The organism is Marinobacter sp. M3C, assembly GCF_023311895.1.
Classification (GTDB): Bacteria; Pseudomonadota; Gammaproteobacteria; order Pseudomonadales; family Oleiphilaceae; genus Marinobacter.
Genome location: NZ_CP092284.1, coordinates 2743145 through 2769456 on the forward strand (window position 1 = coordinate 2743145; position 26312 = coordinate 2769456).

General features: G+C 53.9%; 27 protein-coding genes. 2 read left to right on the plus strand and 25 right to left on the minus strand.

From position 1 onward, the window contains the following. Nucleotides 1-158: 158 nt before the first annotated feature. Nucleotides 159-905: a 4'-phosphopantetheinyl transferase superfamily protein gene (locus MIH18_RS12970; protein WP_249012565.1), complete on the plus strand. Its 747-nt coding sequence runs from the start codon at nt 159-161 to the stop codon at nt 903-905. A 407-nt stretch (nt 906-1312) separates the two neighbouring features. Here MIH18_RS12970 and MIH18_RS12975 read toward each other — a convergent pair whose 3' ends face one another. The 12 genes from MIH18_RS12975 to MIH18_RS13030 all read right to left on the minus strand — a co-directional run bounded on the left by MIH18_RS12975 (nt 1313) and on the right by MIH18_RS13030 (nt 11766). After that, nucleotides 1313-2131: an AraC family transcriptional regulator gene (locus MIH18_RS12975; RefSeq protein WP_249012566.1), complete on the minus strand. Its 819-nt coding sequence runs from the start codon at nt 2129-2131 to the stop codon at nt 1313-1315. Between the two features lie 96 nt (nt 2132-2227). Then, entirely contained in the window at nt 2228-3211 is a 984-nt protein-coding gene (locus MIH18_RS12980) for a quinone oxidoreductase (protein WP_249012567.1), read from the minus strand. Next, nucleotides 3208-3804 carry a LysE family transporter gene (locus MIH18_RS12985; RefSeq protein ID WP_249012568.1) on the minus strand — a complete coding sequence of 199 codons (597 nt, stop codon included), beginning with the start codon at nt 3802-3804 and terminating at the stop codon, nt 3208-3210. The genes MIH18_RS12980 and MIH18_RS12985 overlap by 4 nt, the downstream gene beginning before the upstream one ends. Before the next feature lie 22 nt (nt 3805-3826). Next, nucleotides 3827-4570 (minus strand): alpha/beta fold hydrolase, encoded by a 744-nt coding sequence (locus MIH18_RS12990; protein ID WP_283164720.1) that lies wholly within the window; start codon nt 4568-4570, stop codon nt 3827-3829. Then, nucleotides 4563-4955, minus strand: a complete 393-nt coding sequence (locus MIH18_RS12995) for a cupin domain-containing protein (RefSeq protein ID WP_249012570.1) — start codon at nt 4953-4955, stop codon at nt 4563-4565. Before MIH18_RS12995 ends, MIH18_RS12990 begins: the two co-directional genes overlap by 8 nt. 1 nt (nt 4956) lies before the next feature. Next, the gene (locus MIH18_RS13000; RefSeq protein ID WP_249012571.1) at nt 4957-5574 is read right to left on the minus strand and encodes a LysE family transporter; all 618 of its coding nucleotides are present in this window, start codon (nt 5572-5574) and stop codon (nt 4957-4959) included. A 15-nt stretch (nt 5575-5589) separates the two neighbouring features. After that, entirely contained in the window at nt 5590-7023 is a 1434-nt protein-coding gene (locus MIH18_RS13005; RefSeq protein ID WP_249012572.1) for a class I tRNA ligase family protein, read from the minus strand. A gap of 52 nt (nt 7024-7075) precedes the next feature. Beyond that, complete coding sequence (locus tag MIH18_RS13010) at nt 7076-7306, minus strand: acyl carrier protein (RefSeq protein WP_249012573.1); 231 nt, start codon at nt 7304-7306, stop codon at nt 7076-7078. Then, entirely contained in the window at nt 7300-8271 is a 972-nt protein-coding gene (locus MIH18_RS13015; protein ID WP_249012574.1) for a chlorinating enzyme, read from the minus strand. Before MIH18_RS13015 ends, MIH18_RS13010 begins: the two co-directional genes overlap by 7 nt. Before the next feature lie 38 nt (nt 8272-8309). Next, a complete protein-coding gene (locus MIH18_RS13020; RefSeq protein WP_249012575.1) occupies nt 8310-9860 on the minus strand; it encodes an amino acid adenylation domain-containing protein in 1551 nt (516 codons plus the stop codon). A gap of 23 nt (nt 9861-9883) precedes the next feature. Then, a complete protein-coding gene (dmpG, locus tag MIH18_RS13025) occupies nt 9884-10879 on the minus strand; it encodes a 4-hydroxy-2-oxovalerate aldolase (RefSeq protein ID WP_249012576.1) in 996 nt (331 codons plus the stop codon). Further along, nucleotides 10876-11766 carry an acetaldehyde dehydrogenase (acetylating) gene (locus MIH18_RS13030; protein ID WP_249012577.1) on the minus strand — a complete coding sequence of 297 codons (891 nt, stop codon included), beginning with the start codon at nt 11764-11766 and terminating at the stop codon, nt 10876-10878. The genes dmpG and MIH18_RS13030 overlap by 4 nt, the downstream gene beginning before the upstream one ends. 822 nt (nt 11767-12588) lie before the next feature. Here MIH18_RS13030 and MIH18_RS13035 point away from each other — a divergent pair. Then, nucleotides 12589-13665: a Fic family protein gene (locus MIH18_RS13035; RefSeq protein ID WP_249012578.1), complete on the plus strand. Its 1077-nt coding sequence runs from the start codon at nt 12589-12591 to the stop codon at nt 13663-13665. Nucleotides 13666-13700: 35 nt separating this feature from the next. Here MIH18_RS13035 and MIH18_RS13040 read toward each other — a convergent pair whose 3' ends face one another. The 13 genes from MIH18_RS13040 to MIH18_RS13100 form a co-directional block, all read right to left on the minus strand. Further along, complete coding sequence (locus MIH18_RS13040; RefSeq protein ID WP_249012579.1) at nt 13701-14642, minus strand: hypothetical protein; 942 nt, start codon at nt 14640-14642, stop codon at nt 13701-13703. Beyond that, complete coding sequence (locus MIH18_RS13045; protein ID WP_249012580.1) at nt 14632-15450, minus strand: TnsA endonuclease N-terminal domain-containing protein; 819 nt, start codon at nt 15448-15450, stop codon at nt 14632-14634. Before MIH18_RS13045 ends, MIH18_RS13040 begins: the two co-directional genes overlap by 11 nt. Nucleotides 15451-15544: 94 nt before the next feature. Further along, nucleotides 15545-17377: a glutamine--fructose-6-phosphate transaminase (isomerizing) gene (gene glmS, locus MIH18_RS13050; RefSeq protein WP_249006925.1), complete on the minus strand. Its 1833-nt coding sequence runs from the start codon at nt 17375-17377 to the stop codon at nt 15545-15547. A gap of 78 nt (nt 17378-17455) precedes the next feature. After that, nucleotides 17456-18820 carry a bifunctional UDP-N-acetylglucosamine diphosphorylase/glucosamine-1-phosphate N-acetyltransferase GlmU gene (gene glmU / locus MIH18_RS13055; RefSeq protein WP_249012581.1) on the minus strand — a complete coding sequence of 455 codons (1365 nt, stop codon included), beginning with the start codon at nt 18818-18820 and terminating at the stop codon, nt 17456-17458. A 168-nt stretch (nt 18821-18988) separates the two neighbouring features. Then, nucleotides 18989-19411, minus strand: a complete 423-nt coding sequence (locus tag MIH18_RS13060) for a F0F1 ATP synthase subunit epsilon (RefSeq protein WP_249006927.1) — start codon at nt 19409-19411, stop codon at nt 18989-18991. A gap of 35 nt (nt 19412-19446) precedes the next feature. After that, the gene (atpD, locus tag MIH18_RS13065) at nt 19447-20841 is read right to left on the minus strand and encodes a F0F1 ATP synthase subunit beta (RefSeq protein ID WP_249006928.1); all 1395 of its coding nucleotides are present in this window, start codon (nt 20839-20841) and stop codon (nt 19447-19449) included. 53 nt (nt 20842-20894) lie between these two features. Continuing rightward, nucleotides 20895-21755, minus strand: coding sequence for a F0F1 ATP synthase subunit gamma (gene atpG / locus MIH18_RS13070; protein ID WP_249006929.1), 861 nt, complete (start codon nt 21753-21755; stop codon nt 20895-20897). Between the two features lie 67 nt (nt 21756-21822). Beyond that, nucleotides 21823-23367 carry a F0F1 ATP synthase subunit alpha gene (gene atpA / locus MIH18_RS13075; RefSeq protein WP_249006930.1) on the minus strand — a complete coding sequence of 515 codons (1545 nt, stop codon included), beginning with the start codon at nt 23365-23367 and terminating at the stop codon, nt 21823-21825. Nucleotides 23368-23395: 28 nt separating this feature from the next. Then, entirely contained in the window at nt 23396-23932 is a 537-nt protein-coding gene (locus tag MIH18_RS13080; RefSeq protein WP_249006931.1) for a F0F1 ATP synthase subunit delta, read from the minus strand. Nucleotides 23933-23947: 15 nt separating this feature from the next. After that, nucleotides 23948-24418, minus strand: coding sequence for a F0F1 ATP synthase subunit B (locus MIH18_RS13085; RefSeq protein ID WP_249006932.1), 471 nt, complete (start codon nt 24416-24418; stop codon nt 23948-23950). 63 nt (nt 24419-24481) lie between these two features. Continuing rightward, nucleotides 24482-24739, minus strand: a complete 258-nt coding sequence (atpE, locus tag MIH18_RS13090; RefSeq protein WP_026224019.1) for a F0F1 ATP synthase subunit C — start codon at nt 24737-24739, stop codon at nt 24482-24484. Between the two features lie 73 nt (nt 24740-24812). After that, nucleotides 24813-25688 (minus strand): F0F1 ATP synthase subunit A, encoded by an 876-nt coding sequence (atpB, locus tag MIH18_RS13095; RefSeq protein WP_249006933.1) that lies wholly within the window; start codon nt 25686-25688, stop codon nt 24813-24815. A 19-nt stretch (nt 25689-25707) separates the two neighbouring features. Beyond that, on the minus strand, nt 25708-26103 hold the full coding sequence (locus MIH18_RS13100) for a F0F1 ATP synthase subunit I (RefSeq protein WP_249006934.1): 396 nt from the start codon (nt 26101-26103) through the stop codon (nt 25708-25710). Nucleotides 26104-26312 lie beyond the last annotated feature (209 nt).

A 26312-nucleotide genomic window follows, 5' to 3' on the forward strand; every position in this document is an offset into this window, starting at 1 on the left:
AGGCAGGAAATGCAATTTACGTAAATTCTATGACGCTGACTACTGGCGAACTGCTTGGAATGCGTGTACCAATGCTTAAATTTCCAAGTGTGACCCTCGCCAGGTGAGCGATAACGCGTCCAGCAAGTCTTGCAGACGCATCCACTCTAGGTGCCTCAATGCTGATTTACGAGTGTTCTACGGGCAAAACTCTAGACATACATAGCACTGACAATTTCCTGTCCCCGCCGCAAGTGCGCTGGTCTCTGCCGCAGAGTCTGCCGGGCGCGCTCCTGTATAGCACGAGCTTCGATCCGACTCGCCTAGCGGACGAAGCCTTTGCCCACTATGCTGTCGAGCAGCCCGCTAGCATCCAGCGAGCGGCCGTCAAGCGCCGCGCGGAGTTCCTTGCTGGGCGCCTTTGCGCCCGCGCCGGCATCGCCCACCTCACTGGACGGGGCGAGACGCCTGGCCTTGGCGAGAGTCGCGCGCCGGTCTGGCCCGCCGGCCTCTGTGGCTCAATCACCCATGCCGGCGGCTGTGCTGCTGCGATTGTCTCCCGTTGCGCTGACTGGCGCGGCCTCGGCCTCGACATAGAAAATCTGCTAGGTGAGGAACAGGCTATCCAACTGGCCGCAGAGATTCTCACCCCTCGTGAGCTGCGACGCTTGGCCCCGCAGGAGGTGGCATTCGGCGTGACGCTGACTTTTTCGCTCAAAGAAAGCCTCTTCAAGGCGCTCTACCCGCTGACTGGCAAGTACTTCTATTTCGAACACGCCGAGCTGTTGGAATGGGGTGCCGATGGTCATGCTCGGCTACGCCTATTGACTGACCTATCCGCTGAATGGTGTAGCGGTCGTGAGCTCGACGGCCAGTTCGACCTAGAGGACGGGCACCTCATCAGCCTTGTAGCCGTTCCCACCTGAAAGCCGCCAACATAGGCGGAGTCTCACACTCGAACACTACCATCCGATTCGGGATGACAATTATAGGGGCCAGAATGAATCGCTCCTGGTTTTGTAGATATTTCTGGGCGCCTCCTTCTGGCCGAAAGCGGGTGGTGGTTGGCATGCCTAGGGGGCCGGGAGCAGTCTGCCAGAGTATGGTGAGTGTCGAGAAACTAGGGGCGATTCATACGTCGTATTTTCGGCTGAGCGCTCTCCAGTCGACTTCACTCGCTGCTCACACCGCGAGCTTTACGAGTGTGCTCAGAACTTTTCGCCTAATATTCTGGGTGGCCGGGCACTTACATCGTACCGTCAGGGACGTTTCGTCATATGCTTACCTAGTTCCTTACGAGTCAAGGTTTCGAATTCTCCAGCATTGTGAAAACTTAGATCAGATCTCGATCTTTGGGTCGGCACCAACGCGCCGGTGATACACCAAATGCTTTTTTAAAATGCTTCGTCATATGGCTCTGATCGAAAAATCCTGCTTCGACCGAGGCCTCAACCAGTGATTTTCCAGCAAAGATCGCAGACTTCACTCGATCTAGACGGCGCATCGTCAGGTAGCGGTGGGGACTTGTGCCGAAATAGACTCGATAATCTTTTGACAGACTCCATTTGTCCCGTCCGGTGCATTCGGCTAAGTCATCTAGGCTGACTGGCTGTTGGATATTGTCGTTCATGTACTCACGCGCTCTATCAGCTGCACTGAAGCAATTGGTTCCCTTAGCGGCGCGCTCACCACATACAGCCTGCAACGTAGTGAATAATTGGAAAATGGCGTCGTCTTCCTCCAGCGGATCGAGCGGGTCATCCAGTGCGGCAAGGATGTTATCTGTCACCGCAGCAAACCGAGGATCATTGGATATGCCCCCTTTCAGGAACGGAAGCGGTTTTCCGTGTAGGACCTGCTGGGCTAACTCTGGAGTGATATAGAGCATTTGGTAGCGAAAACCTGAATCGCTGCCAGCATGACCGTCATGCTCTTCATCTGGATGCAGCACCAGAGTTTCCCCTGGCAGACTGTTTCGATTCTCTCCCCGGTAGCGGAAACTCTGGACACCTGAAAGAGTGCGGCCAATGGCATAGGTGTCGTGACGATGAGGGTCAAAGCCGTGTGCGCAGAAAAAGGCCTCCAGTCGTTCGAGTTTGGAGGAGTGCGGCGAGTGTCTAACCCAGTCCTTGGGAGATGGAAACTCTATCATGGCCGGACTACCTGGCTTATTAATGTACCTGACATAGTGCTGATCCTTAGCTTGCTGGTGTAACGCCATCATAATGGGTCAGTATGAAGCTTTCGTCTACGGTACAAGCACTATAGATCCGGTAGTGTTACGACTTTCCAACAATAGATGCGCCTGTTCAGCCTCATTGAGCGCATATGTCGCCCCCACTCGAACGTTCAAACCCTCTCGCAACCATTGAAAAAACTCCAGCGCTGCGGCTTGCAGCGCAGCAGGGTCGCTGATGTAGTCGAAGAGTATAGGGCGACTGACTGTAAGTGACCCCGCGCGCGCCAACTCGGCCAAAGCGACGTTTACAACGGGTCCCGATGCATTACCAAAACTGATGAGATGCCCGCAGGATGCAGTGGCATCCAGCGAGGATCGCCAAGTGGAGCGGCCGACCGAGTCATAGACGAATCGCGCCCCCTTGCCACCGGTCAGGTGGCGGACTTTCTCAGCGATATTCTCCCCTGTGAGTACAGTTTCCCATGCACCCGCCGAACGTGCCTGCTCGGCTTTGGCTTCATTTGAAACCACGCCAATCAAGCGGACCCCCTTACTCCTGGCATATTGGCAGGCTAACAGCCCGACTCCACCGGCAGCGGCGTGAAACAGCACGGTATCACCGCTTTTCGGCCGACTGACCTGGTTGAATAAACAAAGGGTCGTGAGCCCCTTGAGCAATCCGCCCGCCGCGGCTGTGAAGCTGATGTCGTCCGGCAGGTGGACGAGATGGCGCTGATCTAAGCAATGGTGAGTGGAGTAGGCGCCCAGAGTCGATTGGACATAGGCGACCCGGTCACCCGGCTGAAACTGCTGCACATCCTCGGCACACTCGACCACCGTACCGGCCCCCTCTGTGCCCAGGCCCGAAGGCAATGCGGGAGGCGCATACAATCCGGAGCGAAAATAGGTGTCGATAAAATTCACACCTATCGCTTGATTGCGAACCCGGACCTGTCCGAGCTCCAAAGGTTTGAGCGTTAACGACTCAAATTCCAGCACGGAAGGTGAACCATGGGAGCGAAAGACTACTCGTTGCGCGTCGGTATCGTTCATTTGAATGCCGGGTAAGTCAGGTAGAGAGAGAAGGACAACAGCGATAACCCGATCAACTTCGGTACCCAGCGTTGCATGGCGTGGCTCGGTGCAGTCCGTACCACTTGCCCCAGCCATGCCCAGGCGAACCCTATCGGCACCGCGATCAAGAGGAAGGACAACAGAGCCCAACTGTAGAGTTCCGCCGTGTCATAAACTTCCCGTGGAAATACCACGGAGGCAAACAACAGCGCCTTTGGATTAAGTAAGGTTGCGGTCAACAGTGACCTAGAACTCACTGCCGGACGGTGGGACTCGCTCGCCAGCTGTTTCATCGAAGCAATGCGACAAGCCAAGAACGCCAGATAGGCCGCACAGAGCAGCCTCACTGCCGTGCCTATGCCCGAATAGCGTTCGGACAATGCAATGAGTACGAAGCCCCAAACGCTGATCGCAATGCTGTAGCCGAGCGCTTCGGTGGCGATCAGTGGCAATGTCCGGGCAGGACCGCACGTGTAACCGGAAGTCATTAGCAAGGTGTTGGTGGGACCTGGCATCAGAAGAATCAACGATGCACCTGTGGTGATATTGAGAAACACGTTAATGAAGTCCATTTCAAGGGCGATCCAATCGTAGTCACAAGGCGATGAAATCTCGGAGGGCGCCCAGAACTTTCGGTAAGTTCTGACGAACGAAAAAGTGACCTCCAGGGAAAACCTGTCGGACGAAGTTGCCAGTGGTCTTGCCCGACCACGCCTGCAACCCGGCGATCGGCACAGACGGGTCTTGGTCGCCGCCGATTGCAAGAGTCGGTATCGCCACCGGGTCGGCGTCAGCAAGATTAATGCTTTCGGAGAGCGTGAAGTCACTGCGCAAAGTCCTCAAGGCGATTGAGCGCAATCCGGGGTTAGCGGCGACTTCATCGGGGAGCCCTCCAAGCCCCATGATGTAGTTCATGAACTGCTCGTCGCTCATGGCTGATGAGCGCAGGCGATGCTCGGGCGCGGCTGAGCAGGCACACACAGTGAGTGAAAGTATCTCCGCGCTGGGATAAAACGCATCGCAGTAACTGGCAAATTTTTGCGCTATACCAGCGCCCAGGCTGTATCCGAACAGGTGAAAGGGCAGATCGAACAGGTCGGACACTGCATTTGCGAGTGGTGGCAGTAGGTCATTGATATCAGTGGTAAATGACTCGCTAAAACGCGACTCTCGTCCCGGTAACTGGATAGCGCAGACCTCGACCTGCGAACCTAGCATTGCTTGCCAGTCTCGATAGAACGAGGCACTGCCGCCGCCAAATGGAAAGCACAATAGGCGGCTTCGCGCAGATGGTTGAACTGTTCTTTGGAGCCACTTGCTCGATGGCGCACTACTCATCGCACGCCTCTACTGGCTGTTCAAAATAGGCGTTGCCATTCGCTTCAGACCAGTCATGCCTTCGTGGAGTAAAAACATCAAGGTCGACTGTGTCCTCCAGGCACTCGGCTGCATGCGGGACATTAGCCGGAAAGTGGAGAACATCCCCCGCGCACAATGTTGTGCTCTGCTCCATCTCCAAACCGTGAGTAAACCGGATCTTACCCTTGAGAATGTAAGTCATCTGTTCGTTAGGATGGCGGTGGTGCTTGACCACAGCACCGGCTTTCATGGTCAGCTTGACCATCATCAATTCGTCGCCGCTGATGATCTGACGCACGATCAAGTCACCCAACTGCTCTTGCGGGACGGTCCCCCAGTTGATCACAGGCTGTTGCTTAAGCATCTCAGAGTCCTTGAATGTGTATGTAGAAGTCGTAGAGCATGAAAGCTGCGCAGACCGCCAGCGCGATACCCATCAGTCGATTGAAGAAGTTGAAGTAAGACTCATTGGAGATTCGCTTGCCGAGTACGGCACCGAGCAGTGAATAGATACCCGGAGCCCCCGCACCACCCAGCGCGATCATGGTGGAGACCAGCGCGATGCTGGAGCCCGTGACATGAGCGGCGGGGAACATCACCGTCGTAATCGGCAACACCACCATCATCCCTTTCGGATTCAAGGCCTGGATGAGAAAACCGTTCCAGAACGTCAGAGGCTTGTCTGTCGGCTGACCTGCTGCCTCAGCCTTCCCTGGCAGAACAACGGTCGAGGTAAAAACCTTGAAGGCCAGATACAGGGTGTAAAGCCCGCCGATCAGCGCCAGATAAGGCAGCGCAGAACGCGAAATCAACGCCTCGCCGGTGTAACCAAAAATCAGGAACAGAGCGAACATCGCGCAACCGACCCCAATGAAGAAACCGACCGTGCGGCGAAACTGCCCGGTGAGTCCGGCGTTCAGTCCCATCACATTGACTGGACCTGGGCTGTACATGACGCTGAAGGCGTAGAGGAAAATTTCCATATCGTGATCTCCTACTTAGGCCGACTGCAGGCCGAACGTTGAAAGAATCGAGGTGTAGGCGGATTGGTCGATCACGTCGTCGTTGACGACCATCTGCTTCTGCCATTGGTAAAAGGTACGGAAGGCGGAGACAGGATCTCCCTGAACCAGCGCAGCGTTCACCTGTGCCGGCGGCAGCACTCCGTTCTCTCCTAGGCGCGCGGAAAGCTTCTGGCAACCGTTGAGAAAACTGTCGATCTGGTCGATCAAGGCCTTGCGAATTACCAGCACCTTTTCCGGTTCTTCGCCGACCAGCAGGGCAAGATCCACCGCCGGATCGCCGCCACTGCGACTGCCGGCATACTCGACGGATTCGAGCAGCGTCAGCGGGACAAACGCCTCAACGCCACCCAGATCGAAAATGAGCCCAGCAAGCACGCCGATGTTCTTTTTCTGGATCGATGCATCGACTTGCAGATGGTCGGGTCGATGCCTGACTGTGGTCACGGCCGCCTGGAAGCTTGGACTGAAGTCGACACGTACCGGCAACCCCTTCGCAGCTTCCTGATGGAACGTCCCGTATTGCGGACTCCAATACAGCTCTGCACGGTCCGACGAGGTCTGTTCGATACGGGCAATCGACTCGCCGGGAATGCGTCGGTCTTCGTGCAATCGAGCGCTACCTTTGCGAAGCAATACATTGACAGTGTCGTTGTGCACCTGCGAGGCAGGTTTTCCATCGAGCCAGCCGGTACGGATGGCAAAGCCCGTCTTGAGCACCGGCGGGATCGGCATCGAGTGCTCATCGACCTGCGCGTCGAGGGAGAGGCCGAAGCGGATCGGCAGGCCGACCCGTCTGGCGAACTCAAGGTCGGTCTTGTTGTGGGCTGGGTTGACCAGTACGGCACCTGTGCCGAAGTCGGGTTTGACCCAGTCCGCAACCCAGACGGACATCAGATCGCCTGTCAGCGGATTGCGTACATAAGCACCTGTGAAGTAATTGTCGGCGTCGGGGCGATCAGTCAGACGACGTGTGAACCAGTGATACTTGTGCACCGCGATGGCACAGGCTGCCGTACAGGAGCTCCAGTCAGTAACAAAAACGTCGATGGACTCTTGCGAGTCGAACATCTGCAACGAGCAGATTGCCCCTTGGGACTGACGCACGGATTTTCGGATTTTCGAGACGATCTTCTCCGACCAGAACGGAATCTGGGTGGAAATCTGCACTGTGGCGTCGCAAGACGGACCGTAGAACGCCTCGAACGCGCCATCTTCAAGCGGGTTGAAGTGCACCTGACCATTTTCCAGGAGCCGATTCAGGTGTTGGGCCGCCTCAATCTTGTCGGCATTGACAGGGACACATTGGGTCGCTCGGCTCATGAAAGCGGCAAATAGCGAGCCGCGTTTGAAGGTCAGGTCGGCAGCTTCGCCAGTTTGCGGCTGCTCCAACAACGCGAAAGTTCTCATGTTCTTGTCTCCAAATCGGGTGGCCCACTCAGTCGACGTGGGCCGCCCGGGGTTAGCCCGCTTGCTCGGTCAAAGTCAAGTGAATCGCCTTGCTAAGGTTGATCACGGTAGGATTGCGGAACAGCGCTTCCATGTTGATGTGGACTTTCAAATTCTCATGCAATTGACGCTGGATCTCCGCCATCATCAGAGAGTGTCCACCGACATCGAAGAAGTCCTCGTCCACCTTCAGATCCGGGTAATCGAGTACCTCGGCGCAGATTTTGTGAATGGCGTTCAGCATGGGGTTTTCTCCTCTGCCTGAGAGAACGAAAACATCTGATCGAGGTTGTTGGTATTGCGGATTTTGTTGTGATCGTAAGTGTCCGTGCCGGACACCAGCACCGTCGCATAGTCCGCCAGGCCAAACGTTTCGCCATGCGCGTTATAGCTCTTGAGATCCGGATAGACTCGCACGTGAGTGGGAACGTAACGGCCAGAAATTGCCAGTCGGGTCTGCCGCTCCGTGGAGTTGTTATGAGAAGCGTGAGCACAGGATGCGGTGAAGATCACGCACTCACCGGCTTGCAATTCCATGTCCACCGGGTTTGCACTTTCCGGATCCCAAGATGGATCAACCTTAAATTCGGAAAAGTCGTAGCCGAAGAAGCCGGTATCGGTCTGAGTGTGCCGGTAATCGCCGTTGCGACCGGTGGAGACGCTTTTCTTTTCGTCGTAGTAGAACTTCTTGTGCGAGCCCGGCAGGAAGCGCATGCACGCAGTTTCCTTGGTCGCAGGTGTGAACGCGGTCCACACGGTCAAATCGATGTAGGCGTTCCAGTCGGTCTGGGTCGGTACAATTAGGGGGCTACCGTCGGTGTAACTGTAGTCACGGACCTGGTGCCATTCAGTACCCCGGCCTCCAGGGAACTTGGCGAACCATTCCGAACGCCAGCACAACAGGTCGGCGCCGAGAATTCCGCGAAGGTATTTCAGAATAGTCGGGTGCATGATGTGCTTGGACAATTCGGGAATATCGAAATGCCGGTCATAGTTCATGTTGTTGTTATAAAGAATGTGCGAGCGGTCATGGTTGGCTGCCCGTAATGCACGAAGGATCTCTGCCGCCTCATCCGGTTCGTACAGCTTGATCGGACCGATGAAGCCATTTTTTTCGAAGAACTCAATATCCTTCTGTATGTCGTCAGTGATGACGGCGCTTGCAGGTAATCCGGTCGTAGCAGAAATTTTCTGGTCCATTTGTGTCATGTAATGCTTCCTTTTTTGGATGATGCGGTAGGCTTTTTTCAGACCATACCCAACAGGGCCTGGCGATTAATTTTGCCGTTCTGGGTCAGTGGGAACTGTTTGCAGGCCACATAGCGCCGTGGGTGCATATGGCGGGGCAGAAGACTTCCGAGCCGGTGGCCGATTTCACGAAGCGCAGGCAGTTCGTCTGCGGTCGCCACGAAGGCGGTGAGTTCAGGATCTTGGCCAGCGACGGTCTGGGTATTCAAAACAATTGCATCCTCAACCGCCGGCAATACATTGCGGACCCCATTCTCGATCTCGGACAGGTTCACGAGCATGCCGCGGATCTTAATCTGGTTATCCCGTCGCCCCAGACAGATCGACTTGTCATCCGAGACGCGTCGAGCGTAATCCCCGGTGAAGTAGGCGCGACAAACAACGCCATCAATGGGCACGTCCCTGAAGCGTTCTGCCTGCAGAACGGGGTTGTTCAGATAGCCTCTGCCGACACCCATGCCGGAAATCACGATCTGGCCAACGCCCCCCATGACGACCGGGCGATCCTCCTCATCAAGAATGTCTACGCGGCAATTGCCGACGGGACTGCCCATAGGAATGCCCTCGGCCAGATAGGCCTGGTAGTCAGACATGGTGTAAGACGTCGCAACATCCGTGCATTCAGCAACGCCGTACTGGTGGATGAGGTTGCATGCGGGGCCTTTTTTCCGGGCCCAGTCCATCACTCGTGCAGTTGCTAGTGTCTCGCCGCCGATAAACAGATGCCTTAGCGTCGCTAGGCGATCTCCATCCTGACCAGCCTGGATGATCAGGTAGAGCGAGCTCGGCGCTAAGTGAATGCTGCGGATCCGATGACGCTCGATGATATCGACAATCTCGTAGCCATCGAACACGGAACTGATCGTGAGTGAAATTGCCGCCCCGCAATACAGCGGCGTTATCAGGCTGCGCTGGGAAATATCGAAACCGAATGCCGAGACCAGGATGCCGCTGGCCTCTTGGTCGAGGCGATATTCGCGGACATGCCAGTCGATCAGATTTGCCCAGCTGCGATGAGTAATGGCCACCGCTTTGGGAATGCCAGTGGTGCCCGAGGTGAACACGGTGTAGCAAAGATCGTCCTCACGGACAGTCGAGGCGAGAGCTCCAGCCACCGGGGCTTCTGCCAGTTGCCGACGCAAGGATTCGATCTCAGCGACCGCCAGAGGCATTTCCTTGAGAATGTCGGTGGTCTTCGTTGAAGCGAAAATAAGCTTGAGATTCGGCAGTTGCTGAATCATCAGCGTCAGTCGAGAGGCTGGATTGGCTACATCCAGCGGTACATACGCGGCACCGCACTTGAGAATGCCGATAATGCAGACCAGCGTCGACACGGACGGCTGGAAAAAAATCCCGACCAGATCCCCCGCCTTAATCCCTTGGGCGGACAGATAGTCAGCAAGGGCGTTAGACTCGCAATCCATCTGTGAATAGGTCAATGTTTCGAATGCACTGCGTACGGCGACAGCATCAGGCGTTTCAGTCGCCCAATAAGCTACCTTTTCATGAATCATGGGCGAGCGAGTGTCCTGCTTATCAATGACAGCCATCGATTAAATTCCTGAAGTGGGGATCAGTTGGCGGTGGAAAGTCTGACCGCGGTCTCGACGATAATGTCTTCCTGTCCAGCCACTAACCTGCGTTGACCCAGCAGTTGATAGAGTTCAAATTCGTCCACTCTAAATTGCTCCGCTGCGCGTTTTATATGTGGCGCGAACCCAGAGAACAGGCCGTGAATGCCACTGGCGATATTGGCCGCGCCAATGTGTGGTGTCAGGCAATCCAGATAATGTTCCGAGGTGTACGCCAACCCGGCGACCGCTTCAAATGAGCATTGAGTCCGATACCCCAAGCGATTGAGCACTGCGATCAGGGGCTCAAGTTGAGTATTGCCAGCTCCGGCGCCAAAACCCTTGATACAAGCGTCCAGCAATTGAGCTCCCTCCTCGACAGCCGCGATGGAGTTCGCAACAGCCATGCCCAGATTGTTGTGCGCATGGAAGCCCAGTTTCGTCTCAGTCAACTGCTGTATTGCCTGGATCCGCCAGCGCACATCGTCAGGAGTCAGATGACCTGCGCTATCCATGAGAATGACCGCATCGGCACCGTAGCCCGCCATTAGCGATGCTTGTTTGGCAAGTACATTGGGCTCAGCCATGTGGGTCATCATCAGGACGCCATATACGGTCTTGCCCTGATTCTTGACGAATTCGATATAAGAGGCGGTGATGTTGGCTTCGGTGCAGTGAGATGCAATACGGAAGACATCAACGCCGACTTCGATTGCAAGTTCAAGGTCTGTCGATTTGCCCAGCCCCGGGATGAAGTGAACACCCAGCCGTCCATGCTGGATCGCCGCTCTGGCCGTCTCAAGCATTTGCCGGTCGTCGATGCTACTCACCCCCAGCAGCGCCGAAGAACCTCCAAGTCCGTTACCATGCCCCACTTCAATTATGTCGATGCCAGCGGCATCGGCCTGCTCGGCATACTGACGAATCTGGTCTTTTGAAAGCTGGTGCCGGACGGCATGGTTGCCATCGCGCAAAGTACAATCAGTAATAGTGATCATGCGGCGGTCCGCTCCCAGCAAGCAGAATGGAATTCGGCGACGGCAATAGCTGCGCAGTTAATAATGTCAAGATTACCTGCGTACGCGGGAAGGTAATCACCGCTGCCTCGCACCGTTACGCTCATGGTCAGGTGGCCCTTCGACTCAATGGGCTCTAGAACCATCTGGTAACCAGGCACGTATCGTTGAACGCGGGCAACCATCTGCCTGACACTTGCCCGAACCTTCTCGATGCATTCATAGCTGCCCTTGGCGAACACCGTCGTCTGCATGTCGATGCCGGGTTTGGCCGGGTTAATGTTCAGAATCGCCTTCGCCATACCAGCGCCGCTGAAGTGCCGCAATGCTTGCTCGGTGGTCAAAATGTACTGGTTGATGTTCTCCCTAGTCGCCATGCCGGCGCTGTCCGATGCGATTGTCGACGCGACCTCGATGTACTCCAGGGACTGGAACGATTGTGAAATCGCATAGGCCAATGGAACGCTTGCCTGGCCGCCGCACGTGACCATATTCACATTGCGTTCGTTGGCGATGCTGTCCAGATTGATCGACGGCACGCAGATCGCACCGACTTTCGCCGGGGTCATGTCGATTGCTAACAGGTTGGCTTTACGAAATACCTGGTCGTTAATTCTGTGCGATTGCGCAGAGGTCGCGTCGAAGACAATGTCGATCTCGTTGCCGTGCCGAGCCAAAAACTCAATGCCATCGGCCGAAGTTGCAATGCCCAGCTCGCAGGCCATAGCCAAACCCTCGCTATTCGGACTTCGTCCTATCACCATACTCAGATCGAGATGATGAGAACGCATAACCTTGTACATCAAATCTATCCCTATGCTTCCCGATCCGATGATCGCGGCACGTTTGCGAGGAATTGCTGATTCCATTTTCTGACTCCTGTCCTGACATCCTTTGCCACTACCTCGCTCGGAACCCTATTTGCTCGAAGGCCCCTAACCCGTTTAGAAACCATAAGCTAGGCACTCAGAGCTTTGCTTGTACGTTCTTGGGTTCAGGAAAAAAACTTAACGAAATTTGCCAATGCGGTATAAGCCCAAACTTGGTAGGTTGGCCCATGCCATCTGTAGGATTCATCAACGACTTCGAAGTAGGTGAAGGTGCGCTAGGCTTCCACGCTAGGGTCGGCAAATCTTCTCCGCACCAAAAGCGCTGCATTACATCGCGGCCATCTTCGGTCAAATTTGACCGCTTCGCGCTTCACCTAAAACTGTGGACTCACCACCCACCGCATTCTGTGTGCGCGCACACAACCTAGCTCCACCTCGGCGACTGTGACCTGGACGGTCAAATTTGACCGTCGATAGCAGGCTGGGTTTTCGGGTGGATAAGGGGATACCCCAGAGTTGTGGGCGCGCCCACAGATGGAGAAAGCATTGTCTGGCCAGGGTGACGGTCAAATTTGACCGCTCCGCACCCCACCTGAAACTGCCAATTCGGCCGTTGCAGTCGGCGTGATGAAGCTGTGTTGATTCCATCGACATTGCTTCAACCTATGTCGATTTAATGACGTTTTATCGACATAGGTCATCGTTCCAAAGCTGAGTTGGCGAAAAAAGCGGAACAACCACCGTCATGTATAGTTTTCTCAATTTTCTATGCATATCCGTGCCGACATATATAGAATATTGGCTTTTATACATACAGAACTATCGACACCTATAGAAAACAGCCAAACCGAGACAATCACGATGCCAGACCTGAAACCACTGCCTCTTAAGAATATCGAGCATTATGAAAGCCGTGCCGTGCTGAAAAAGACCGCAGAAGCTCACCGCTACCTGGCTGAACTCAAAGGCGTTGCCGCCACAATTCCGAACGAAATTATCCTGATTAACACGCTGACACTGCAAGAAGCTAAGGACAGTTCTGAAATTGAGAACATCGTGACAACACACGATGAAATATACAAAGCAAACCTGTTTACGGAAGCGGTTGCCAACCCTGCTACGAAAGAGGTCCAAGATTACGCCCATGCTTTGCAGGAAGGCTTCCGGGTCGTCAAAGCACAAAAGTTGATTCGCTTACACGATATTCTCGCCATGCAGCAGTATCTGGAAAAGAACAACGCTGGCTTTCGCAAGCTGCCAGGCACCGACCTGAAAAATGCTCGCACCGGCGAGACTGTTTATACGCCTCCCCAAAAAGCGGCTGAAATTGAAGAGATGATGGGTAACCTGTTGACCTACATAAATGATGACGAACAATGTGATGCGGATGTTCTGGTTAAAATGGCCATCATTCATCACCAGTTCGAGAGCATCCACCCTTTTTACGACGGCAATGGTCGAACCGGGAGAATTCTGAACATCCTGTATCTGGTCGCCAAAGGTCTGCTAGACCTTCCTGTGCTTTACCTAAGCGGCTACATCATCCGCAGCAAAGGTGAATACTACTCGCAATTACAGGATGTTCGTGACACCGGCAACTGGGAGCCCTGGCTGCTGTATATGCTGGAAGGCATATCTCAAACCGCACAAACAACCATTCAACTAATTCATAAAATCAGAACGCTGATGCAACAGTACAAGCATCGTATGAGAGATGAGTTACCAAAAATCTACCGCCAGGAATTGCTAAACAATCTATTCAGTCACCCCTATACCAAAATCGAGTTCGTCATGAATGAGCTGGGCGTCGGCCGCATCACAGCCACAAAATATCTGGACCAACTGGTTGAGCACGATTTTCTTCATAAGGAAAAAATCGGTCGCGCGAACTACTACATCAATCGGCCTTTATGTTCTTTGCTGATCGAACACGCCTGAAACTCTTAACCTCTTATTTGCTGGAACCACCATGACTATGTTCTGGCTAAGACAAATAAATATTCGGAGCCTGCCCGTTTCCAAGAAGGTAACATCGCATACCAACTTCCTGCATCATGGGTGTGGTTTCGAGCAGAAGAACTCTCAGCCACGAGATAGAGATCAGCAATCGTCGCATCGATTTCGTACCGTGCTCCGGGGCCAAAATTCAGATTCGCTGACGTGCTGGTCAGTGCCCGCATATCCTTTTGATAAATTCGCGCAGGTGTTCGCTTCCGAACTGCTTCGCTATTCAAATAGTTAGTTTTAAAAAAGTACCGAAACTGCGCCAATGTCGGGATAGCCGATTCTGTAGCAGTCGGGTATCTCGCCTTAAAAAGGCCAACGGCCTTGTCCTTTGCAGCGGTCAACGGCACCTTTCCGTTGGTCAGATAAAAACCATCAAGCGCCATTCTGAAGAGTTCCGCGACTTCTTCCGTTACTGGCACACCCACCCCAGGAGAAACCGTTCGCTTCCGCCCGACCTTGTTTTCAACCTTGCGCCTCGGTTGCCCTCTGGCCCCACATTTATGGTGATCCGGTGCCAGGGCATTTGGCACCATTCCTCTCTGCCAATAACGGCGAAGTTGGCGGGTGATATAAAGCCTTGGCTTGTCCGTAGTTCTTAGCAGCTGATATATAAGCTGATTACGTTCACTCTTGATGAACAATGATGAATAATGCTCAAGCAAGGGGCTAATCGTGTTCCAAGCTTCATCCCGCCTTATAGCGCCAACACTTCCCTCTTCGACATTAACCAAAGGATACGGATCAGCGATAAGTTGATATCCAACTGCTTGGAACTCTTCTTCCGAGACAGAGAAAGGCCAGGCTTTCTCGCTATCTACATCGATTAGCATTAAATCACTTAGCTGCTCCAGAACAACTCTGTAACGCTTGTTCGTCTCTGGTTCTGTGAAAACTCGGTTAAGAAGCATTGTTCACCTCGCTGACTCGCAAGGTTGCTCTGAGTGTGAGATCCCCCCCATAGGTCCAGCTGTGGAACGCTTTATTCAGGGGTACCCGTATGAACCGGAAGGCTACCGCATGTCTAAGGGTGCTCAGATGGAACCCGGGCTCTAATCCATATTGGTCGTCAAGCTTCGCGCACAGCCGCGTCGTTTTGGTTCGGGGGTGGGGCTCTAAGCGATGCAAAAGGTCCCGCACTTCGGCAACGCTCAGCTCCTGATGATCAGTCATATCATGGTTTAAATAAGGCTGAATCCAGAGTAGGTTTTCTCGCATACCATCAGTTATTTCCCTCTCAGTGAAAATCCTCCACTCCACACCGCGGGCTTCCCAGAACGATTTTTCAATTTGAAGCTTCTCTATAACTCTTGGTTTTGCCAGTTCGGATGAGGGTTTGACGGCAATAGCCAGTTGCTTACCAGAAGACAGGTCGATCAAAAGGTCGGTTGAAACCACATTCAGAAGGCCGCGAATCTGAGGATGACGGATACCCAGGCGGGCACAAATATCAAGACTATCTTCGATTGGCAGAGGATATTGTTCACGGATATCGATGGTTTTCTCAAATTGGTCGAAAACCAGGAAGGCAAAAAGTTCTATCCCGGATAGCAGGTGATGTACTCGCCCGACGGAAGCACTTCGGATTCGAACGCTTTCACCCTGGCTGCTGAGTTCATGAACTTTGATGAACGGCTCATAGGCTTTGCCCACTCCCTTACCACGAGTCTTGAGTCGCTTTTCGTGGCTAGGATCGATGCGTTTATTGGTGTCTGTCATGAAAAAAGGTCTCCTGCTAAATTGAGAATAACAGGAGACTTTTTTTATCAAACTTTAATATACTCTGACAGATATCGAGAGTGTCCTGCTAGGCTTATTCCACCGTGACACTCTTCGCCAAATTGCGAGGCTGGTCCACATCCGTGCCTTTAAGCACGGCAACGTGATACGACAGCAACTGCAAAGGCACGGTGTAAACGATGGGCGCGGTAATCTCGTGTACCGACGGCAGTGACAACACGTGCAGACCTTCTTCCGCCTTCACATTGGCTTGAGAGTCTGCAAACACAAACAGTTCGCCGCCGCGGGCGCGAACTTCTTCAAGGTTGGACTTGAGCTTTTCCAGCATCGCATTGTTCGGGGCCACGGTGACGACCGGCATGTCGCTGTCTACCAGCGCCAACGGGCCGTGCTTGAGCTCGCCGGCCGGATAGGCTTCGGCGTGTATGTAGGAAATTTCTTTCAGCTTCAGGGCACCTTCCAGCGCCACCGGGAACAGAGAGCCGCGGCCCAGGAACAGGCTGTGGACTTTGTCCATAAAGGCGCCAGACAGCTCGGCGATGGCGCTGTCCAGAGCCAGAACCTGCTCGACCTGCCCCGGCACCTTATGAAGCGCCTCGACGATTTCGGCTTCGCGCTCTTCGCTCAAGCCGTTGTGGCGCGCCAACGCCAGAGTGAAAATCAGCAACGCAGTGAGCTGGGTGGTGAAGGCTTTGGTGGAGGCCACACCGATTTCCGGGCCTGCCTGGGTCATCATCACCAAATCAGATTCGCGCACCAGCGAGCTGCCGGGAACATTACAAATGGCCAACGCCGCGCGGAAGCCGGCTTTTTTTGCCTGGCGTAGGGCAGCCAGAGTATCGGCGGTTTCACCGGATTGAGAAATACACAGGAACAGGGTGTCGGGCTGAATCACATGCTTGCGATAGCGGAACTCGGAAGCCACTTCTACCGAGCAAGGCACACCGGCCAAGTCTTCAATCCAATAACGGGCCACCATGCCAGCGTGGTAACTGGTGCCACAAGCAATAATCTGTACGTGTCGCACGTTCTTGAGCAGGTCTCCAGCGGACGTTCCCAGCGCTTGTTCCAATACTTTTTTGGCTGTAACCCGGCCTTCCATGGTGGCTTTGATTACACGCGGCTGCTCAAAGATTTCCTTCAGCATGAAGTGGCGATATTCGCCCTTATCAGCGGAATCGCTGCCGTGTTCAAAGCGACTCACTGTGCGTTCTACCACTTGCCCTTCACGGTCGCGAATATCCATGCGGTCACGGCGAATGTCGGCCATATCGCCTTCTTCTAAAAACATGAAGCGGTCGGTAACCGGCAGCAGCGCAAGTTGGTCAGATGCGATGAAGTTCTCGCCGATGCCTACACCAACCACCAGCGGACTGCCTTCGCGGCACACGACCATGTGATCGGGTTCATCGGCGTGTATGACCGCCAGGGCGTAAGCGCCGCGCAGATGGCTGATCGCCTGGCTAACCGCTTGATACAGATCGCCGGTGATGCGGTATTTTTTCTCGATCAGGTGGGCGACCACTTCGGTGTCGGTTTGCGAGGTGAATTCGAAGCCCTCGGCTTTCAGTTCCTCGCGCAGCTCCTGATAGTTTTCGATAATGCCGTTGTGCACGATGGCCAATCGGTCGCCAGACATGTGTGGATGTGCATTTATCTGCGAGGGCGCACCGTGGGTGGCCCAGCGGGTGTGGGCGATGCCCACAGAACCTGCCGGCGGATTGGCAGCAATGGCTTCAGCCAAAGCCGCTACTTTGCCCACTTCGCGGGCGCGATGCACCTTTGCTGCGGAGTCAATCACGGCCATACCCGCTGAATCGTACCCGCGGTATTCAAGGCGACGCAGTCCCTCAAGAAGTATGCCGTGAACATCCCGTTCTGAAACCGCACCTACAATGCCACACATGCTGTTTGTCCTGTTCGTCGTATAAATTGTCGTGAAAACGGTGTGAAAGTTTTGAAAAGCAGTGAAAAGAAATCGTGCTTAGTGTTTTTTCGGCTTTTGCCAGCCGGGTATATTGCTCTGGCGTCCGCGGGCAACCGCCAGTTCCTGCTCTGCGACATCTTTGGTGATGGTCGAGCCTGCACCGATCGTGGCGCCAGCGCCAATAGTGACTGGTGCGACCAAGGCACTGTTGGAGCCGATAAACACGCCATCGCCCAACACCGTCTGGAACTTGTTCACACCATCATAGTTGCAGGTGATGGTACCTGCACCCACGTTCACGCCGGCACCCAGCGTAGCATCGCCGATGTAGCTCAGGTGGTTAATTTTGCTGCCTTCACCCAAGATGGTTTTCTTGGTTTCAACAAAATTACCCACTTTGGTGTTGGCCGCTAACTGTGTACCCGGCCGCAAGCGCGCAAAGGGTCCAACTTGGGCGTTTTCACCCACACTGGCTTGCTCAATCACGCTGTAAGCGTGAATCTGCGCGCCGTCAGCTATGGTCGCATCGGTGATCACGCAGCCTGGGCCAATAGACACATGGCTACCTAAGGTCACCTTACCGATAAACACCACGTTGACATCAATCAGCACGTCGTTACCAATGCTAAGCTCACCGCGCACGTCTATCCGCGCCGGGTCCGCCAAGGTGGCTCCTTCTGTCATCAGGCGTTCGGCTTCGCGGCTTTGATACCAGCGCTCAAGCTCAGCCAGCTGCACACGGTTATTCACGCCTTGTACTTCAAACGCATTGCTCGGTTGAGCAACGTTGACCATCATGCCCGCCTGCACCGCCATGGCGATGATATCGGTCAGGTAGTATTCACCCTGGGCGTTGCTACTGGAAAGCTGTGGCAACCAGGTTTTCAGATGGCGAGCACTGACGGCAAGGATGCCGGTGTTCACTTCGCAAATCGCCAGCTGTTCCACATTGGCGTCTTTTTGTTCGACGATGGCCGTTACCTGGCCTGCACTGTTGCGCAGAATACGGCCGTAACCCTGGGGGTTATCCAGAGTGACCGTTAGCAGCCCTAGGGTTTTTTCATCCAGGTTCTGAACCAGCCCTTGCAGCGTGTCCGCCGTGGTCAGCGGTACGTCGCCGTAAAGCACCAGCACTCGCGCATCATCCGGTAAGTCTGGCAATGCTTGGGCAACGGCATGTCCGGTGCCTAGCTGTTGCTTCTGCATAACCCAGCTGACGTTATGGTCCGCAGAGGCGGCTTTTACCTGATCGGCACCATGGCCAATCACCCCGTGAATCCCCGCCGCGCCCAAGGTTTGGGCGGTTGCTATTACGTGGTGCAGCATGGATCGCCCGGCAACCTTGTGCAGCACCTTTGGCAGCGATGATTTCATCCGGGAGCCCTGGCCTGCGGCCAGAATAACAACGTGCAGCGGTGACATGAGGTAACTCATCCTTTGTGGTCAGACTCTGTTTAACGGTGATGCAGATAATAAAAAAGCCGCATCCTTGCAGTGGGTGCCGGCATTGCACTCACCAAATACGGTGACACAACACCCGCTACCCACGCCGGGATGCGGCTTGTTCAGGGCGAGCCCTGCCGAACGATGTTAACGAACGTTCTTACGCAGTTTTTGCAATGTGCGTAGCTGAGCGGCGGCTTCTGCCAGCTCGGCGGCAGCACGATAATACTCGAACTCGCCCGTTTTATTCGCCAGTGTCGCTTCGGCGTCTTTCTGGGCCTGCAATGCTGCGGCCTCGTCGACGTCTTTCGCGCGCACCGCGGTGTCGGCCATCAGGGTGACAAGATTCGGCTGTACTTCCAGGTAGCCCCCGGACACATACAGAATTTCTTCTTCACCACCTTGCTTGATGATCCGCACAGCGCCCGGTTTGAGCGCAGACAGCAGCGGAGCATGGCCTAACCGAATGCCCAACTCTCCCTCTGAGCCAGTAGCGATTAGCATCTCTACCAGACCGGAGTAAATCTTCTTTTCAGCGCTTACGACGTCGCAATGTACAGTCATAGCCATTATCTAAGCCTCTTGGGTCAGAAATTGAAAGAGATTTACTTACTTTCTTTCAATTTCATAGCCTTCGCTTTTTCGACGGCTTCGTCCATGGTGCCGACCATGTAGAACGCCTGTTCAGGCATATCGTCATAGTCGCCATTGAGGATGCCTTCGAAGCTGCTGATAGTCTCTTTCAAAGACACGTATTTGCCCGGTGAACCGGTAAATACTTCAGCAACGTGGAATGGCTGAGACAGAAATCGCTCAATCTTCCGGGCACGGGATACGATCTGCTTGTCATCTTCCGACAGCTCGTCCATACCCAAAATGGCGATAATGTCTTTCAGTTCCTTATAGCGCTGCAGAACGTTCTGCACACCACGGGCAACCGCGTAGTGCTGCTCACCAATCACCAGCGGGTCTAGCTGGCGCGAGGTGGAGTCAAGCGGGTCGATCGCCGGGTAAATACCCTTGGAAGCGATGTCACGGCTCAGTACCACGGTGGCGTCAAGGTGGGAGAAGGTGGTGGCTGGTGACGGGTCGGTCAGGTCATCCGCCGGTACGTATACCGCTTGGATGGACGTGATGGAACCGCTTTTAGTGGAGGTAATACGCTCCTGCAACTCACCCATTTCTTGGGCCAGCGTGGGCTGATAGCCTACTGCGGAAGGCATACGGCCCAGCAGTGCGGATACTTCGGTACCGGCCAAGGTGTAACGGTAGATGTTGTCTACGAAAAACAGTACATCACGGCCTTCGTCACGGAACTTCTCGGCGATGGTCAGACCGGTCAGGGCAACACGCAGACGGTTTCCCGGGGGCTCGTTCATCTGGCCATAAACCATCGCTACTTTATCAAGAACGTTGGAGTCCTTCATCTCGTAGTAGAAGTCGTTACCTTCACGAGTCCGCTCACCAACACCGGCAAATACGGAGAGACCGGAGTGCTCTTTCGCAATGTTGTTGATCAATTCCATCATGTTAACGGTCTTGCCTACACCGGCGCCGCCGAACAGGCCTACTTTGCCGCCCTTGGCAAACGGGCAGATCAGATCGATAACCTTGATGCCGGTTTCCAGCAGGTCTGCAGATGCAGCCTGATCAGCATAACCGGGTGCTTTGCGGTGGATCGCCCAACGCTCTTCTTCGCCAATTGGGCCCTGTTCGTCGATAGGACGACCCAGAACGTCCATGATGCGGCCAAGAGTCTTGGTGCCCACAGGTACTGAAATCGGCTTGTGTGTGTTTTCTGCTTTCAGGCCGCGCTTCAGGCCCTCGGTGCTGCCCATCGCGATGGTACGTACAACGCCGTCGCCCAGCTGTTGCTGAACTTCCAGAGTTGTTTCGCCACCTTCAAGCAGCAGTGCGTCGTAAATGCCGGGCACGGCATCACGTGGAAATTCCACGTCGATAACCGCGCCAATGATCTGAACGATGTGTCCGCTACTCATGCTCGGTTCCTCGCTATCTTCATAGTCAATAATACCAGTAGGATTGTGGCGAATCAGACCGATGCCGCGCCGCTCACAATTTCCGAAATCTCTTGCGTAATGGCTGCCTGACGAGCTTTGTTGTATACCAACTGCAGGTCTTTAATAATGTCACCGGCGTTATCGGTAGCACTCTTCATGGCAATCATCCGGGCAGCCTGTTCGCAGGCCAGATTTTCTACCACTCCCTGATAAACCTGGGACTCAATATAGCGTGGCAGCAGCGCATCCAAAATCGGGCGCGCATCCGGCTCGTAGATGTAATCCCACTGGTGACCGATGTCGTCTTCTTTGCCTTCCGGCAGCGGCAGCAATTGCTGTGCTTTCGGCATTTGCGTCATGGTATTGACGAATTCGTTGCTAATCAGGTACAACCGGTCGATCTTGCCGTCCCGGAAAGAATCCAGCATTACCTTAACGTTACCGATCAAAGCTTCCGCGCTGGGAGCGTCACCGATGTGCGTAAGAGCCGCAACCACGTTACCGCCGTAGCTGCGGAAAAATGAAGCGCCCTTCTGCCCAATTGCGCAAAGATCAATCGCAACATCTTTATTTTTCCAGTCACGCATTTCACGCACCAGAAGTTTGAACGCGTTGCTGTTCAAACCACCGCACAAGCCGCGGTCAGAAGAGATAACGATGTAGCCTACACGCTTCACCTCACGCTCAAGCATGAACGGATGCCGATAATCTTTGTTGGACTTGGCAATGTGTCCAATTACCTGGCGCATCTTTTCCGCATAAGGCCGAGTCGCCCGCATGCGTTCCTGAGCTTTGCGCATTTTACTCGCCGCCACCATTTCCATGGCGCTGGTGATTTTTTGCGTGCTCTTGATGCTGCCGATCTGATTACGTATTTCTTTTCCGATGGCCATAGGTCACTGCCCTTTCAAGTTAGACACTCATTTGGACCAACAGGCCCGCCGCAGCGGGCCGGCGCTGTTACCAGGTTTGAGTGGTCTTGAATTTCTCCAGCGCAGCTTTCAGGCCAGCGGCAACGTCATCGTTGTAGTTGCCGGCAGCACCGATTTTCTCAAGCAGATCTTTTTGCTCGGCACGCATCCAATCCAGCAATTGTGCTTCGAACTCAACTACTTTGGTGACATCTATGTCATCAAGGAAGCCTTCGTTAGCGGCATACAGAACGGTCCCCATTTCAGCCACAGACATCGGGCTGTACTGGTTCTGCTTCATCAACTCGGTAACGCGCTGGCCGTGCTCAAGCTGATTACGGGTGGCTTCGTCCAGATCCGAGGCGAACTGGGCAAAAGCCGCCAGTTCACGGTACTGAGCCAGAGCCAGACGAATGTTACCGCCCAGTTTCTTCATAATCTTGGTTTGAGCTGCACCACCTACCCGCGATACCGAAATACCCGCGTTCATCGCCGGACGGATACCGGAGTTAAACAGGTTGGTCTCGAGAAAGATCTGGCCATCCGTGATAGAAATTACGTTGGTCGGTACGAAAGCCGACACGTCACCTGCCTGGGTTTCGATGATCGGCAGCGCGGTCAAAGAACCGGTTTTACCTTTCACTTCACCGTTGGTGAACTTTTCAACGTAGTCCGCATTCACACGGGAGGCACGCTCCAGCAGACGGGAGTGCAAATAGAACACGTCACCCGGATAGGCTTCACGACCTGGCGGACGACGCAACAGCAGAGAGATCTGGCGGTAAGCAACAGCCTGCTTTGACAGGTCGTCGTACACAATCAGAGCGTCTTCGCCACGGTCACGAAAGTATTCGCCCATGGTGGTGCCGGAATACGGTGCCAAAAACTGCATGGCTGCCGGATCTGCCGCGCCTGCGGCGACAACGATGGTGTGATCCATCGCGCCGTGCTCTTCCAGCTTGCGCACAATCGCAGCGATCGACGACTGTTTCTGACCGATGGCAACGTAGATACACTTGATGCCGGAATTCTTCTGGTTGATGATCGCGTCGATGGCAACAGCGGTCTTACCAATTTGGCGGTCACCGATGATCAGCTCGCGCTGGCCACGGCCAACCGGAACCATGGTATCGATCGCTTTCATACCGGTTTGAATAGGCTGGTCAACCGACTGACGTTCGATAACACCCGGTGCTACCTTTTCAACCGCATCAGTCAGGGTGGTACCCAGCTCGCCCTTGCCATCAATAGGATTGCCCAGACCGTCTACAACGCGGCCCATCAATTCCGGGCCAACCGGAACTTCCAGGATACGTCCAGTGCAACGAACTTTCTGGCCTTCAGCCAGATCTTCGTAATCACCCAGAACTACGGCGCCAACAGAGTCGCGCTCCAGGTTCAGAGCGATGCCGAATTCGCCGTTGGCGAATTCGATCATTTCGCCCGACATAACGTCGGCCAGACCGTGGATAAGCACAATCCCGTCTGCTACAGACAGAATGGTGCCTTCATTTTTTGCTTCAGAAGAGATATCAAGTTTTTCGATTCTCTTCTTGATGATGTCACTGATCTCGGATGGATTCAGTTGCTGCATGCCAATATCCTCAAACCTTGTGCTGAAATCAGGAGCCCAGAGCGTCGGCCAGCTTAGTCAGCTTTCCGCGTACAGATGCGTCAATCACCATATCGCCAGTGCGGATAATCACACCCCCAATCAGTGATTTGTCTAATGACGCTACGAGTGATACTTGCCGCTCGAGCTTTTTCGAGAGTGCCTGGGCGAGCTTGTTTTGCTGTTCGTCCGTCAGTTCAAAGGCTGCGGTCACTTCGATATCAACCGTGCGCTTCAGATTAGCCCAGTACGTGTCGAAGAGCGCTGCAATCTCGGTAAGAAGAACGAGCCGGCCGTTTTCAGCCAGCACGGCAAAGAAGTTGCGTACCTGTTCCGAGTCGCCGGCTTCAGCAACCTCTAGAATCATGTTTGCCTTCTTCTGCTCTTCCAGACCCGGATTCGCGAGAAGCTGTCGAATGTCTTTAATCGCAGTAACCTGTCCGGCGATCGTCAGTACCCGGTGCCACTCAGCAAGCTGGTCGTGCTCCCGGGCTACAGAAAATGCTGCCTTTGCGTAAGGACGGGCCAGCGTTCTCAGTTCTGCCATGATGAACCTCGTCGTTTAAAGTTCTGCCGCCAGTTTTTCCAACATTTCGTTGTGCTTGGAGGCATCGACAGAGGTTTCAAGAATCTTCTCGGCACCCGCAATGGCTATGACGCCAATTTCTGCACGCAGCGCCTCACGAGCCTGATTCAGTTCTTGTACAATTTCGGCCTTGGCCTGCTCAATCAGCTTCTCGCCTTCTTTGCGGGCGTCATCCTTGGATGCTTCCACAATTTGGGCAGCGCGCTTGTTAGCCTGCTCAATAAGGCCGGCGGCCTGCTGCTTGGCTTCACGCAGTTCCTGAGCTGACTTTTCCTGCGCCAGTTCAAGGTCACGTTCCGCACGATCTGAAGCAGCAAGTCCGTCAGCGATCTTCTTTTGTCGTTCCTGCAAAGCGGCAATGACCGGAGGCCAGACCATCTTCATGCAGAAAACAACAAAGATAAAGAACGCGATGGCTTGACCAAGAATCGTCAAATTAATGTTCACGTCTTCACCTCTCGCCTGTTATGTAAGAAAACACCTTTCCGGAACATTCCGGTGGCGATTCGATTAACCGGCAAGCTGGCCAACAAACGGGTTGGCGAAGGTGAAGAACAGTGCAATACCAACACCGATCATGGTTACAGCATCCAGCAGACCTGCAACGATAAACATTTTGACCTGCAACATCGGGGTCATTTCTGGTTGGCGCGCGGCGCCTTCCAGGAACTTGCCACCCAGAATACCAAAGCCGATAGCGGTGCCCAGTGCGCCCAGGCCGATCAGCAATGCAACAGCAATCGCGGTCATTCCAACTACAGTTTCCATGATAACTCCCAGTTTTCAGTTTAGTTTTTCAGTTTAAGGGTTAGGGGTTTAGAACTACGTTTTCAATAAAAAATCAGTGACTGTCTTCGTGCGCCATACTGAGGTACACAATGGTCAGCATCATAAAGATGAAGGCTTGCAACGTTATGATCAGTATGTGGAAGATCGCCCAGGGTACAGACAATGCCCACTGCGCCCAGAAAGGCAGCAGAGCAATCAGAATAAAGATCAGCTCGCCTGCGTAAAGATTACCAAACAGACGCAGCGCCAGTGAAACTGGCTTGGCCAGCAGGCTGACACCTTCCAGAAGCAGGTTGATCGGAATTAGCACAAGCTTCAGGAAAAAATTGTCAGATGAGAACGGGTGCAGCGTAAGTTCGCCCACGAAGCCGCTCACGCCTTTGATCTTGATGCTGTAATAGATAATCAGCACGAATACTGACAGCGCCATGCCCAGGCTCACGTTGATGTCCGTAGTCGGAACGATCTTCATGAACGGGAAACCTGCGAGAGTAAACAGATGCGGAATGAAATCAACCGGTATCAGATCCATCAGGTTCATCAAGAAAACCCAACAGAAAATAGTCAGTGCCAACGGTGCAATAACGGCATTTTTTCCGTGAAACGTTTCTTTAACGCTGGTATCAACAAACTCGACCATCACTTCGACGAAGTTCTGGAGACCGCCGGGAACCCCGGAGGTTGCCCGCTTGGCGGCAAGACGGAATACAAAAAGAAACAATGCGCCAAGACCGATGGCCCAGGCCATGGTATCTACGTGAATTGCCCAGAAGCCCATATCGGCAGCTTCTTTGGACGTTTGTGCAATGGTCCAGGATGTTTCAGAAAGCACAGTACCGTCAAAACGTTCGTAATCTACCGGCAGCTGCCCATAGGTCAGGTTCTGGAGGTGATGCTGGATATACTCGGATGCGGTTTTGCCTGCCATATCGTTCTCTCAGGTCCTGTTAGCGTCGCTGCGTGCTGTTTACCAAAAACGGCGTGAACCAGTTGGCGACCAGCATGATCGCAAATGTTAAAAAAAGTGCCGCTACGTCAAGCGGCTGAATCCATTTAAATACCACCGTAAACGAGATGGCGCACAGAATGAGCTTTCCGGACTCACCCTGATAAAAAGAGCTTATGATCTTTTTGGCAGACCGCGCGCCGGAGTAGCGGAACGCCTTAAACGCAAAATAACCGTGGGGCAGCAGAAAAATGAGACCGCCCAGAAGCGCTGAATAACCGGAAACCTGACCACGCAACAAAAATGCCAGGCTGACCAGGACAAGTACCACACTTTCTATTGCCAACCATCGTTCGATGGGCGGGCGTTGAATGCCACCCAGAGTTGGTTTGGCCATGTTTGTCCTAGGACTTGGTGTTTTTAACCGATGCCGCATGAAAAATGAACAGACACACTGACATTAGCGCCGCGAATTGTATATGTTCAATGTGCATGAATCAACAAAACCCGAACCGCGACAGGCCGTGAGAAACTGCAGAATAACCAAGTCTGGCTCTTATCCGACACAAATAGGCGTTAGCTTAGTTTTCGCCACTATATATTGTG

Coding starts and splice junctions, on each gene's coding strand:
- MIH18_RS13020 (WP_249012575.1), bottom strand. CDS start 9,860: ATGGCTGTCATTGATAAGCAGGACACTCGCTCGCCCATGATTCATGAA.
- MIH18_RS13080 (WP_249006931.1), bottom strand. CDS start 23,932: ATGGCAGAACTGAGAACGCTGGCCCGTCCTTACGCAAAGGCAGCATTT.
- MIH18_RS12995 (WP_249012570.1), bottom strand. CDS start 4,955: ATGCTTAAGCAACAGCCTGTGATCAACTGGGGGACCGTCCCGCAAGAG.
- MIH18_RS13045 (WP_249012580.1), bottom strand. CDS start 15,450: ATGACAGACACCAATAAACGCATCGATCCTAGCCACGAAAAGCGACTC.
- atpE (WP_026224019.1), bottom strand. CDS start 24,739: ATGGAAACTGTAGTTGGAATGACCGCGATTGCTGTTGCATTGCTGATC.
- atpA (WP_249006930.1), bottom strand. CDS start 23,367: ATGCAGCAACTGAATCCATCCGAGATCAGTGACATCATCAAGAAGAGA.
- atpG (WP_249006929.1), bottom strand. CDS start 21,755: ATGGCCATCGGAAAAGAAATACGTAATCAGATCGGCAGCATCAAGAGC.
- MIH18_RS13010 (WP_249012573.1), bottom strand. CDS start 7,306: ATGCTGAACGCCATTCACAAAATCTGCGCCGAGGTACTCGATTACCCG.
- MIH18_RS13015 (WP_249012574.1), bottom strand. CDS start 8,271: ATGACACAAATGGACCAGAAAATTTCTGCTACGACCGGATTACCTGCA.
- MIH18_RS13000 (WP_249012571.1), bottom strand. CDS start 5,574: ATGGAAATTTTCCTCTACGCCTTCAGCGTCATGTACAGCCCAGGTCCA.
- MIH18_RS12970 (WP_249012565.1), top strand. CDS start 159: ATGCTGATTTACGAGTGTTCTACGGGCAAAACTCTAGACATACATAGC.
- MIH18_RS13060 (WP_249006927.1), bottom strand. CDS start 19,411: ATGGCTATGACTGTACATTGCGACGTCGTAAGCGCTGAAAAGAAGATT.
- MIH18_RS12980 (WP_249012567.1), bottom strand. CDS start 3,211: ATGAACGATACCGACGCGCAACGAGTAGTCTTTCGCTCCCATGGTTCA.
- atpD (WP_249006928.1), bottom strand. CDS start 20,841: ATGAGTAGCGGACACATCGTTCAGATCATTGGCGCGGTTATCGACGTG.
- MIH18_RS12990 (WP_283164720.1), bottom strand. CDS start 4,570: ATGAGTAGTGCGCCATCGAGCAAGTGGCTCCAAAGAACAGTTCAACCA.
- atpB (WP_249006933.1), bottom strand. CDS start 25,688: ATGGCAGGCAAAACCGCATCCGAGTATATCCAGCATCACCTCCAGAAC.
- glmS (WP_249006925.1), bottom strand. CDS start 17,377: ATGTGTGGCATTGTAGGTGCGGTTTCAGAACGGGATGTTCACGGCATA.
- MIH18_RS13035 (WP_249012578.1), top strand. CDS start 12,589: ATGCCAGACCTGAAACCACTGCCTCTTAAGAATATCGAGCATTATGAA.
- MIH18_RS13030 (WP_249012577.1), bottom strand. CDS start 11,766: ATGGAATCAGCAATTCCTCGCAAACGTGCCGCGATCATCGGATCGGGA.
- MIH18_RS13100 (WP_249006934.1), bottom strand. CDS start 26,103: ATGGCCAAACCAACTCTGGGTGGCATTCAACGCCCGCCCATCGAACGA.
- MIH18_RS13040 (WP_249012579.1), bottom strand. CDS start 14,642: ATGCTTCTTAACCGAGTTTTCACAGAACCAGAGACGAACAAGCGTTAC.
- MIH18_RS13005 (WP_249012572.1), bottom strand. CDS start 7,023: ATGAGAACTTTCGCGTTGTTGGAGCAGCCGCAAACTGGCGAAGCTGCC.
- MIH18_RS12975 (WP_249012566.1), bottom strand. CDS start 2,131: ATGATAGAGTTTCCATCTCCCAAGGACTGGGTTAGACACTCGCCGCAC.
- glmU (WP_249012581.1), bottom strand. CDS start 18,820: ATGTCACCGCTGCACGTTGTTATTCTGGCCGCAGGCCAGGGCTCCCGG.
- dmpG (WP_249012576.1), bottom strand. CDS start 10,879: ATGATCACTATTACTGATTGTACTTTGCGCGATGGCAACCATGCCGTC.
- MIH18_RS12985 (WP_249012568.1), bottom strand. CDS start 3,804: ATGGACTTCATTAACGTGTTTCTCAATATCACCACAGGTGCATCGTTG.